8 protein-coding genes are annotated in these 11062 nt (G+C 35.9%); all 8 read right to left on the bottom strand.

The genetic code is table 11. The annotated features are described in order from the left end of the window. Positions 1 to 136 precede the first annotated feature (136 nt). Positions 137 to 823 (bottom strand): alpha/beta fold hydrolase, encoded by a 687-nt coding sequence (locus tag J0L69_04560; GenBank protein MBN8692443.1) that lies wholly within the window; start codon positions 821 to 823, stop codon positions 137 to 139. Between the two features lie 49 nt (positions 824 to 872). Beyond that, on the bottom strand, positions 873 to 2138 hold the full coding sequence (locus J0L69_04555) for a hypothetical protein (GenBank protein ID MBN8692442.1): 1266 nt from the start codon (positions 2136 to 2138) through the stop codon (positions 873 to 875). Between the two features lies 1 nt (position 2139). Then, positions 2140 to 2412 (bottom strand): hypothetical protein, encoded by a 273-nt coding sequence (locus J0L69_04550; protein ID MBN8692441.1) that lies wholly within the window; start codon positions 2410 to 2412, stop codon positions 2140 to 2142. A 1-nt stretch (position 2413) separates the two neighbouring features. Then, complete coding sequence (locus J0L69_04545; protein MBN8692440.1) at positions 2414 to 3457, bottom strand: hypothetical protein; 1044 nt, start codon at positions 3455 to 3457, stop codon at positions 2414 to 2416. 184 nt (positions 3458 to 3641) lie between these two features. After that, on the bottom strand, positions 3642 to 3968 hold the full coding sequence (locus J0L69_04540; GenBank protein ID MBN8692439.1) for a hypothetical protein: 327 nt from the start codon (positions 3966 to 3968) through the stop codon (positions 3642 to 3644). A gap of 288 nt (positions 3969 to 4256) precedes the next feature. Then, complete coding sequence (locus tag J0L69_04535) at positions 4257 to 8180, bottom strand: T9SS type A sorting domain-containing protein (GenBank protein ID MBN8692438.1); 3924 nt, start codon at positions 8178 to 8180, stop codon at positions 4257 to 4259. Positions 8181 to 8303: 123 nt separating this feature from the next. Beyond that, positions 8304 to 9056: a response regulator transcription factor gene (locus J0L69_04530; GenBank protein MBN8692437.1), complete on the bottom strand. Its 753-nt coding sequence runs from the start codon at positions 9054 to 9056 to the stop codon at positions 8304 to 8306. Positions 9057 to 9152: 96 nt separating this feature from the next. Continuing rightward, positions 9153 to 11051: a histidine kinase gene (locus J0L69_04525; protein MBN8692436.1), complete on the bottom strand. Its 1899-nt coding sequence runs from the start codon at positions 11049 to 11051 to the stop codon at positions 9153 to 9155. Positions 11052 to 11062: the final 11 nt, after the last annotated feature.

Genomic DNA, 11062 nt, shown 5'->3' with positions numbered 1-11062 from the left:
CGTTTTGAGTGAATGAATTGGTTAAAATGATTTAGCAGTCCGGCAAGTTAACTAAATATATGTTAATCAATGTTTTATAACCTTTTCGAATGAGTATTTTTCGAAAAGGGGCTAGTCCTAAGAGTTATCTAAAATGCTATGCCTCGATAAATTGATTTATTAATTCAGCAAGGTGCTTTGTGCTTACAGTCTCAATTGGATGCTTTGCTTCTTTAAGCTCGAAACGCTGCGAATTTTTGATTTTTGATGCCGCAAAATTTGTCTCCTCTACTGATACCATTGAATCATTTTCTGCTAAACCGAGCAAAACGTGATTGGAGATTTTTGCAAATTCCTCTTCAGTTAAAGCATTATTTTTTCCAAGTTCTAACATCATCTCTGCTGTGCTTTTCAAGAGGAGTTTCCATTTATCACCATGTCGTTTTTGCAATGCTTCCGCAAATTTTGGAACCTTTTCTGAGATGGTTTGAGAATCCAACATTTTGATTTCCTTAGCAGCAATTTCGGGCGACCATTCGAATTTAGTTCCTAAAGTGATAATTCGTCCTATTAAGTCGTGTCTTTTCGACGCTAAATACAAAGCCACAAATCCACCCATGCTGTATCCAAAAACGTGGGGCTGCTTTAAATTATTGGATTCAATGAAACTTTCTAATTCACTTGAGAAAGCCGCAATTCCAAAACCGTTAGTAAAAGATTTAGCACCATGACCGGAAAAATCCAATGTAAAACATTCGTATCCTTTGCTTTTAAGTTCTAAGCTAAGCGGATAGAGTTGATCGGAGGCACCAATAGCTCCGTGTAATAGGATGATGGATTTCATGTAGCTAATTTACGGAAAGACCATAAATTAAAAAGCAATTCTGTTTTGTTTATTTCAAGCAATCACAGAATATATTTCCATCTTGTCCTGTAGTAGAAGTTTCTATAGTTGTACTATAACTACTTCCATTCCAATTCTGAGTAAACGAAAACGTTTCGTACTTACACTTTCCATCCTTATAAGATAACCCCGCGGCGCCATACATAGTTTTCGAAATAGGAACACCGGTAATGTCGTTTTTCCGAATTTCCCAATCACCGCTTAACAACACAAAGCTCTTCATAACAGCATCCTTATTGTTATTAACGAGATACTTCTTTACACAGTCTTTATACTTAGTTTCGAGTGCCGGGTCTTTCTTTACGGCTTTAGGCATACAAATGGCCGGATTTGCCGGATTCGCAAATCCTCTGCTTACATTGAGGTTAAACTCACCACTCGCAATCGGAACTTCAGTAAGTGGCTTCACACTGGTGTAATTTGGAAATAAATCAATCTTAAAAAGATGCTTTCCGTCAGTTAATTTTGAATCATACCCAACTAAAGCGTCAATATAAGCTTCACTTAACAAAGCATCCTTATTAAAATTAAGTATTCCACCAATACTAGTTGCAGTACGCACTTCACTCTTAGACATGTATTGCTTACCATCTCCTTTAAAGTTTACACGCCCCTCATATGCCAAATTTCCATCAATGTAAATTTTATAGACCATTCCAACATGAATGTCAAAAATTTCAGAAGTACTTACTTTTTGTGCTTCATTGAAAACCGATGTTCTTAAATAGATACGAGCGTATATTGGTGAATTAATCTTAAAATCACTACTAAATTTTGTTTCTGTAGGGTTTTCTTTTGGTATTTCAGTCGTTGAAAACACAATTTTACCAGCGTATTTCTCATGGATTGGATTCGTAATGCCATCATCCTTTATAATTAAATTAGCTATTCTCTCTTGTTCTTTCAGCTTAGCCTCATCTTCTTTCTTTTGTTTATCGGCGGCTTTCCCATCACTTAAACTTTTAAGCGCTTCATCTCGCTTTGCTTTAAAGGCTGCTAATTTTGATTCGAACTCCGAAACATTATAAGAAGCGTCCTTTTGCTTAATCTTACTTATCTTCTCCTCCAGCGTGTTTATTTCACTTTTAACTCCGGTTTGAAAATTTTTATCCTTCCAAATCGGAGACGCCAACTTTTTTTCCAGGTTCTGTATATTAGTTTTAGCACCATCCACGTATGGTTGCGCATCTTTGTTTTGAGCGTTACATTGAATCATTACATGTAAGGCAATTAAAAATCCTATCGTCCTTTTCATATTATTTATTATTAATTCTTAAATCTTCTAGATTGTTTTCGTTCTTCTTAATTCTTTTCAGCAATAATATTTTAATCGGCAACATCATTAATAAAAATGGAAGAACTATTAATAGAACACTTAATGTTGGATAATATTTTCCATCGTTAATGCTTGCCTGCCACACGTTAATTGTTAATGATACCTTATTACTGGTGAATGTCACAACCGTCGCACATATAATCAGCAGAAATGTTATCGCTCCAAATGTTTTATCAAGTTTACTTTTTGTCATTTTATTTTACATTTTCACATAAAATTTCTACAACCTCTCCGAGATTAATATAACCCTGACCATAACTGCCACCTGCATAATCCTGTTTATAATCTACATAATGTAATAGTGAACAACTGCCATCTGCTCCTTTTAACGCCGCGGAAAAACCTTTTGTTCTACTTAAAATCGCACCTGTGATTGAATTCTTTTGTATACTCCATGATGAGCTATGAACATTTACTTTAACAACCGTTTTACCAGTGCCAAATTTTGATTTTAAAATGGCCGCCTTTATTTGCGCTTCCAATGGTGGGTCACTTACTGCCGCCGGCTCCATTTTAGTCTCTGCAATACGTTTTGCCATCGCACCCTGCGCATGCTTCCTGGCATTTTCCGCGCTGCCTAACATATTTAGTACGTCAAGAGATTTTTGCTTTGCTTCAGCTACAGATTTACTTGATGGAAAAACCTGGGAGAATGCATTCCATTTGTTGTAAATCCATTTAATTTGATAATAATTATAGACAGCATATTCAACACCTTCACTTTTTTCGTAATTATTCTTTGTGCTGACTAATTTTGTTTCATCTGAACCCGAAACTTCCCAATACCCTTCAATCTTACTCAAGCTTTCTTTATCGTTAGAATTTAAACTTGACTTACAGAAATTGCCAATTAAATCAATTTGTTCATTCACCTTTTTATCCAGTTCAGCAAAATCAGCATCGGTTTTACTGTTCTTATAACTTGCCGGTGTCCAATTTAAAATTACATCTAGATCTTCCGACGCGTTTTCTGCTGCCTTCCAATCCTGCTCCTTTTTATCATTTGCAGAGGCGCTATCTGATTTATATTTCTGTATCTCTGCTTCCATGGCGGAAACATCATAAGCCGGATCCGTCTTTTTAATTGATGAAATTTTTTTCTCTGCGTCTAAAATCGCTTCTTGATAGCCCATTGAACCAGGGCTCATTTTTTGTAATCGCTCAATTGCTTTATTGTAAAATTTTAAATTTGACTGCCCGCTTGTTGATAATTGCTGAGCGGATACATTTAAGGCCATTAGTAGTGTGATTTTTATAAAAACTCTTTTTATCATAAGTTATCTGTCATTGATTAATTGCATTCCATTTTTCTGCTGACTCATTTTTTTTTTACAGAATAAGAATTCTCGTTTTTAGTGAAGCCTGTATAATAATTGATACACTTTATTATTGTATTAATCTTAACACCGATAAAGTAGCGTTCTAATTAAACACAGTTAAAGAAAAAACATTAGAATCTATATATACATCCTTCAATGAGGAATACGGAAGAATAAGTAGCCGCGATAGCTTTACTTTCTTTACATCAAAGTACTCATACAAATAAAGTGCAGTTTCCTTTGCCTCCATTTTTGTAGATGCCGCCACACACTGTATGTTACTATTAGCAGAAAATATTGTAATCTTAGAACCTGTTTTAGTTAAAAGATCCGGAAAGGCAGTTATAGCGGTTTCTATATCTGTTTTTTTCACTTGTGCATTTAATCCTAATACACAAAATAGACAAAGTGCAGTTATTAGATTTTTCATTTTATAATTGTTTTACTTTAAGCTTTTAATTGTCTGATAGTACTATTGAACTTCAACTAATAATTTGAGTTTTTACTTACTTATACTTGTATTAATTAAGTTACCCTTAAACTCAGGCCATCCATCCAAAAAAGAACCAAAATCCGGCTCCACTCACCATCTCAACTAGATGCTTTATGTTAAAGTCAAATAGCTGAAGGCAAATCATTCTCCTAATAAAGGCGGCCGAAACCGCCTCTATACAAGGAACAACATAATCTATACCTTATATCTGTTGCTCCTATCCTTTTATTTATTCACTATAATTTTTGCTTTTGCAGATTTTCCAACCAGATAATAAATACCATCTGCTAAACTTGTAACAGAAATGGTTTGAGAATTATCTTTTACTTCTATAGTTTCGACTACCTGACCGATTGAATTTACAATTGTGTAATAACCACTTTCAGGAACACTAATTGTAAAGTCGCCATTATTCGGATTAGGAAAAATAACTATGGATGTAATTTGTGATTGCACTTCGTTTAATCCTGTACATGCACTTACTACTAAAGCGAGTGTTTGGGTATGAGTACAGCCTGCGCTATTTGATCCGACAACAGTGTAAGTTGTATTTGAAGTTGGACTAACGACAACGGCGGCACCGGTTAAAGATCCCGGGTTCCAATTGTAAGAATTGGCGCCCGTTGCACTTAACGTTGCACTATTTCCTAAGCAAATAATCGAAGAAGAACTAGATGCCGCAATTGTTGGATTAGGACTAACAGATATTGAAATTGTATTTGTTCCGCTACATGATCCACTCGTACCCGCGACCGTATACGTTGTTGCTGTTGTTGGTGTAATTATAATACTTGATGCATTTGAACCTGTATTCCATGTGTAAGATGTTGCACCACTCGCTGTAATTGTTCCAGAACTTCCTATACAAATAGTAGAAGGACTTGGAGTTAAAGCAATACTAATTGCAGAGCCAACTGTTACGCTCAATGTTCGTGTATTTGTACAAGTTCCAAAACTTGTTCCTGTAACGGTATAATTGGTGTTTGAAGATGGTGTAACGAGTATAGATGAAGTTGTGGCGCCGGTATTCCAGGAATATGTTGTAGCACCCGATGCTGACAAGGTAGCCGTACCTCCAGGACAAATTGTATAATTACTTACAACAACAGTTGGAGTATTATACACAGTTACATTAATGGTGCTTGTTCGGGAACAACCTAAAGTGTTTGTCCCAACAACTGAATACGTTGTAGTAACTGTAGGAGTAACTGCAATAGATGCGGTTGTTCCCCCGGTGTTCCAGCTATACGTTGATGCACCTGTTGCTGTTAATGTAACACTCGATGACGAACCCGAACAAATTGAAGCAGTACTTGCGGTTACATTTACTGTTGGTGATGGAGTAACGGTAATTGTCTTTTGATTTGCACTTGCACATCCACTTAAAGATCCAAATAACACATAATTCGTCGTTACTGTTGGACTTACAACAATAACCGTATTCGTATTTCCACCTGTCCATGTGTAAGAAGATGCGGTACCCGATGCTGTCAGTGTTACTGAATTACCTGCACATATACTATTTGAACTTGCTGTTATTGTAACGGTTGGTAAAGGAATAATAGTTTGTGTAACAGTAACACTGTTTGAACATGCATTGATAAATCCCGTTACAGTATATGTAGTAGTGGTAGAAGGAGCCACACTTATCGTTGCTGTAGTTGCTCCCGTGCTCCAAGAATAAGTAGACGCTCCACTTGCACTTAAAAATGACGTACCTGCACCACTACATGCGGTTGGTGTCGCTGCAGTCGCAGTTAATGTTGGAGAGATTCCTGCGGTTACAGTGTGTACGTCCATATAAACGCAACCTGTTGTTGCTGTATTTGCTACTAGTGTATAGGTAGTTGTTACGGTTGGTGAAATTAATACAGATGATGTGGTTGCTCCAATTGGACTCCAACTATAACTTGCAAATCCGGAACCTGAAGCAGATAATGTTGTTGAGCTTGAACAAAGTGTTGTAGTTCCGCCAGCGATATTGAGTGACAAATTCTGACAAGTATAAAATTTGGCTAAAAATCCGTCTTCAACCCCTCCACCATAACTAGCTTGATGACTACCCGTAGTTGAAATTATGCCGGCTGCACCCGTTTGAGCTGTAGAACCAGCAAGGTAAACATTCCCTACTCCATCCGGCTTACACGACCATCCATTATCAGTTAATGTGCCTCCGTAATATGAACCGAATAAACGAACACCGGACGGATTAAATCCAGCAATATAAGCATCACTTACAGCACCGCCTCCAAAAGTAGTTTGGTGACTTGAAAAAGATGAAATATTTGCTGTTGACATAGTAAAGCCAGTCATATAAATATTACCCGTATTATCTAAACTGCAAGCCATGGCCTCATCAGCATTGGATCCACCATAATAAGTTCCCCATAATCTTGTTGCACCATTTGAACTAATTTTTACCAGGTAAGCGTCAGAAGTACCACCCCCAGCTGTTGACTGATGGCTTCCGGCACTTCCCAAATTAGAACTTGGACTGTTGTCGGTTCCTACTGCATAAACATCTCCTGCAGTATTTATTGCGCAAGAAAAAATTTCGTCACTTGAACCAGCATAATAAGTTCCCCATTGTCTAACTCCTGATTGATTAAATTTTACAATAAAAGCATTACCACCTGTTTGATAAGCACCTGCTGTAACAATACCTGAAGGAGATCCGGAACTATATCCAACAAAAGCAATATCATTTGTAGTTTTATTTACATCGCAACCATAAACGAATTCGTTAGTAGTACCACCGTAATAAGATCCCCATTGTCTAACGCCGCTTGAATTAAATTTCACAATAAAACCATCTGAATTTGCTCCGGTGGTACTTTGATGCGAACCAGGTGTTGCAATTAATGTAGAGGTTGGAGCATTTGAAGTTGTTCCTACCGCTATCACATTATTTGCGCCATCAACTGCACAGTCGTTTCCATAATCATTATTAGTATTACCATAAAAAGTACTCCATACTCTTGTGCCTGTCGAACTATTAAATTTTAGTAAGAACGCATCAAAACCACCAGAGTTGGTTGTTTGATGTGCACCGGCAGTAGTAATTACCGTTCCCGATGAACTGGAATAACCGGTTACATAAAGGTTGGGAGTAGCAACCCCATCGATTGCATTGGCCATTGCATAATCGTCACCCACACCACCATAAAATGTAGCCCATTGACGAACACCCGATGGATTAAACTTGGCAATAAAAGCATCCCATGCTCCTCCTCCGCCAGCATGCGAAGTTTGAAATGCCCCGGACGTTGCAATGATAGTTCCTGCTGCTGTTGAGCTTGTGAAGCCAACAACATAAGAATTATTACTAGCATCGGTAGTTACATCTCTTATTCTGTCACTTACAGTTCCTCCATAATAAGTTCCCCAAAGCCTAACCATGGGATCAATCGTTAGTGTTCTAGTATGATCGTAAGATGAAATATTGAATTGCAGTTCGTTATTTTTTAATTCCCATTTCGCTTTTATTTCTTTTCCATCTTGGTATGCTACCGGTGCCATTTCTGTAATTTTGCCAAGTGGAGTAGTTATTTCCAATTGTCCCTTTTCATTTATTCTTAATTTTTTAGCTCCATTAATCTGAAATTTAATTTTGCTCGGATCAGCATTTGGAGAAACGATAAAATCATACTCTAAGTTTCCTTCCTTCTCATACCACTTTAAGTCGATACCGTTGTAAATATTCTTGTAAGTAACATCTGAGTAACTTTTTACATTTAGAGCACCGTTAGGACATTGTTGTAAGTAATAATTCGCTTCGCCTTCAAGTGGATTCCCTTTTTCGATTTTTACATTATTATTAATACCCATCCATTTCACATCAATTCTATAAATTGATGTTACATTAGGAGCTCTTAATTTAGTTTTGGTTTTTTCTTCTATTGTTTCTTTCCAACTTTCAATTTTACTGAGTTGATAGCTAATACCTGTATTGGTTAAATGATAAACCATACCATCAGAAGTACCACTAAACATCACATCGGGTCGTGGCTTGAAATTTTGATCACACACTTGGCCCTTGTTTTCAGTAAAACTAATGCCTGTTTGTTTTATGGAAGGTTCTGATGCATTTACATTAAATGCAGCTGCTAGAGCTAAGATGGTTATTGAAGTTGTTAAAGTTACTCTCATAAGATATAGATTTAAGGATTTCTATATCAAATTTAGAGAGGCCACTTCTGAGTTTTTCTGCGTTTTACTGCGCGAGAAGAGAAGTTTAATAAGTGATGGATTTAGTTTACTAAGTGATTTTGCCTACAGATTATTAAGCAATTCCAATATTTGCTCCTTTTTCCTTTGGGAAACCGGAACCACATGTTTGTTCTCGAGAATTAATGTACCACCGTCGGCTTTATCGAAACGCACAATACGCTTTACGTTGATAAGGTGTGAGTGATGGGTGCGGATAAATCCATAAGGCTCCAATAACTCTTCGTATTCCTTTAAACTTTTTGAAATAGTTATTTTTTGCTGTGGCACCAAATAGAATTCTGTGTAAGGCCCTTCTGCTTTACAATGTACAATATCCGAAACCTTTACAAAATAAATGGATTCGCTATCCTTTAATACAATTTTCTTCTCATTGATAGTGATGGAGCTTAAACTCTCTTGCAATATTTGAAATTGCAAATCCAGCGTTTTGCTTTTTATGTTCTGTTCTGCTTTTTCGACCGCCTTAATTAAGTCTTCAGCGTCAATTGGTTTTAATAAAAAATCAATCGCGCTTAATTTAAATGCATTGATAGCATATTTATCGTGCGCAGTTATGAAAACAAGTTGGAAATTAAATGTTCCCAATTTTTTAATGAGCTCAATTCCAGTTCCATCATCCATTTCCACATCCAGAAAAACCAGATTAGGTTGAAGAGCATTTATGGCTTTAATCCCTTCTGCTACTCCACCGGCCTCATGTATTTCGGTAACCTGAGGACACAATGCTTTGAGTTGTTTCACCAATCCTTTACGGATTTGCTCTTCATTATCAATCACCAATGTTTTAAGTGCCATATAACAAAGATACACTAAAATTCAGTTTAGGGAATTAAGGTCGTGTTGACTTTAACAAGTGATGAGACAGATTTATTAACTGATTGACTTACTTTATTAAGTGAGAATAGGTAATGTAACTTCCACCAATATTCCTTTACCTGTGGGATTTTTACTTAGATTATAGCCGGCCTTAGTTTTATGCCTTTTATTTAAAAGCATTAACCGGTCGCTTATTATTTGTGTAGCTCTTGAAGGATATTCCTTGTGTTGTACGTCGGTATTAAATCCAACCCCGTTATCACTTAATTCTACCTTTAGTGAATCATGCTCTTTAAAGAAACTAATCTTTAGCTCTCCTTTATAATCAATATTTTTAAATCCGTGCTCAATAGCATTTTCAATAAATGGTTGCAATAACATACCAAGAACCTTTAACTCATCAATTTCCAACTTATCATCCACTTTAATTTCATAATCGAACTTGTTGTTATAGCGTAATTTTTGAATATCAAGATAATTAGTTAAAAAGGAAATTTCTTCCTCAATGGTTGATAGCTCGTCGTACGTACTCTCAAGCGATTGACGCATAATTTTTGAAAATTTTGAAATCAGGGAAGGCACTCTTTTATTGTTCTCCTCATCCATTGATAATGTTTGAATCGAAGACAATGCATTAAAGAAGAAATGCGGATCCATACGCGCGCGGTTCAATCGCTGTTCGGTTTCAAGCGCCTTGAATTTATTTTTTAAAACTGATTGGCGATAAAAGAAAACAATTACCACAATAATGAGAATGGCTGCAAGTATAGCCACAATTAATATCTTTACATTCAACGAGGCTATTTCGTTTTTTCTACTCAAACTCTCAATTTCTCTTTCATTCTCCGCTTTCTGATATTTCTGTTGCATCTCATTGATAATTGTGCTTCTCTCAGAATTATAAATACTGTCTTGTATAGATTTGAATTTCTCTAATCCAATTATTGCCTCGTTTAGGTTGCCAATTCTTCGATTGTATACATACATCCTTTCATAATACACCATCCAATAATATGGATCATTTAAAACTTCAACGACTGTATGAATAGAGTCTAAGTACATAATGGCTGTTTTATAATCACCCAACATTGAGTAACAATCGCTGAACTCAATGTAATTTATGAGTATTTCATTTGGAAGTAAAAAATTCCGGAACCTGGAAGCTTGTTTACAATAGAGTAAAGCATTTATAGAATCATGTTTTATTCTGTATGCTTTAGAAATTGACAAACACAATTGATTTCCTCTTGCTAAATAATCATGCTTGATAACCTCATCCAAAGCCATCTTTGCATACACCAATGAAGAATCAACAAACTTACTTTCCCTAAATGATAACTGATCGTAAATTCCGGTAATTGCTGATAAAACAGTTATTCTGTTCCCGATTTCTTTTATCTTAGCGATAATTGATTTTGCTTTGTTCAAATATTGTATCGCTTCTTCACGTTGATCTTCATTATTAAAGAGCGCTGCCAATCTACAATATGTTAAAGCCTCACCATCTTTATTATCTGTGTTCAAGTAAAATTTTAATGCCGCTAAATAAGCATCGAGGGCCTTTGAATTATTATTTATGCGGTATTCATTTAAACCAAGGTTAAGAAACAAATCAGCCCTTAATGTTTCCGGAACATTCTTATTAATTAATCCTTTTAAAATACTGGAAGAACTATCATACTGATTGATTTTTTGCAGGTAAATAGCAAAATGATATTTTATTTCGTCCTCTAAATTTTTGAGTTTATTGCTGTTTGCTATACTATCCGCCTTAAGTGTATAATGCTTTAATGAATCAACATACCCGTATTGGTTAGAAAGTACCTGTCCGATTTGTAAATAGTTTTTGATTAGTTCTGTTTCGGAAGCTGATTTCATTTTGCTTCTTAACGTTTGTGCATTTTGAGCATTCAAACTAATAAGAAGAATGGAAAAACAAATAAAATAAAGTATTGATGTGCTTCTGAAATTCACACCTCTAAATT

Source organism: Bacteroidota bacterium (genome assembly GCA_017303905.1).
Taxonomy (GTDB): domain Bacteria; phylum Bacteroidota; class Bacteroidia; order B-17B0; family Aurantibacillaceae; genus JAHEYG01.
This window is presented reverse-complemented; position numbering and strand designations above follow the sequence as displayed.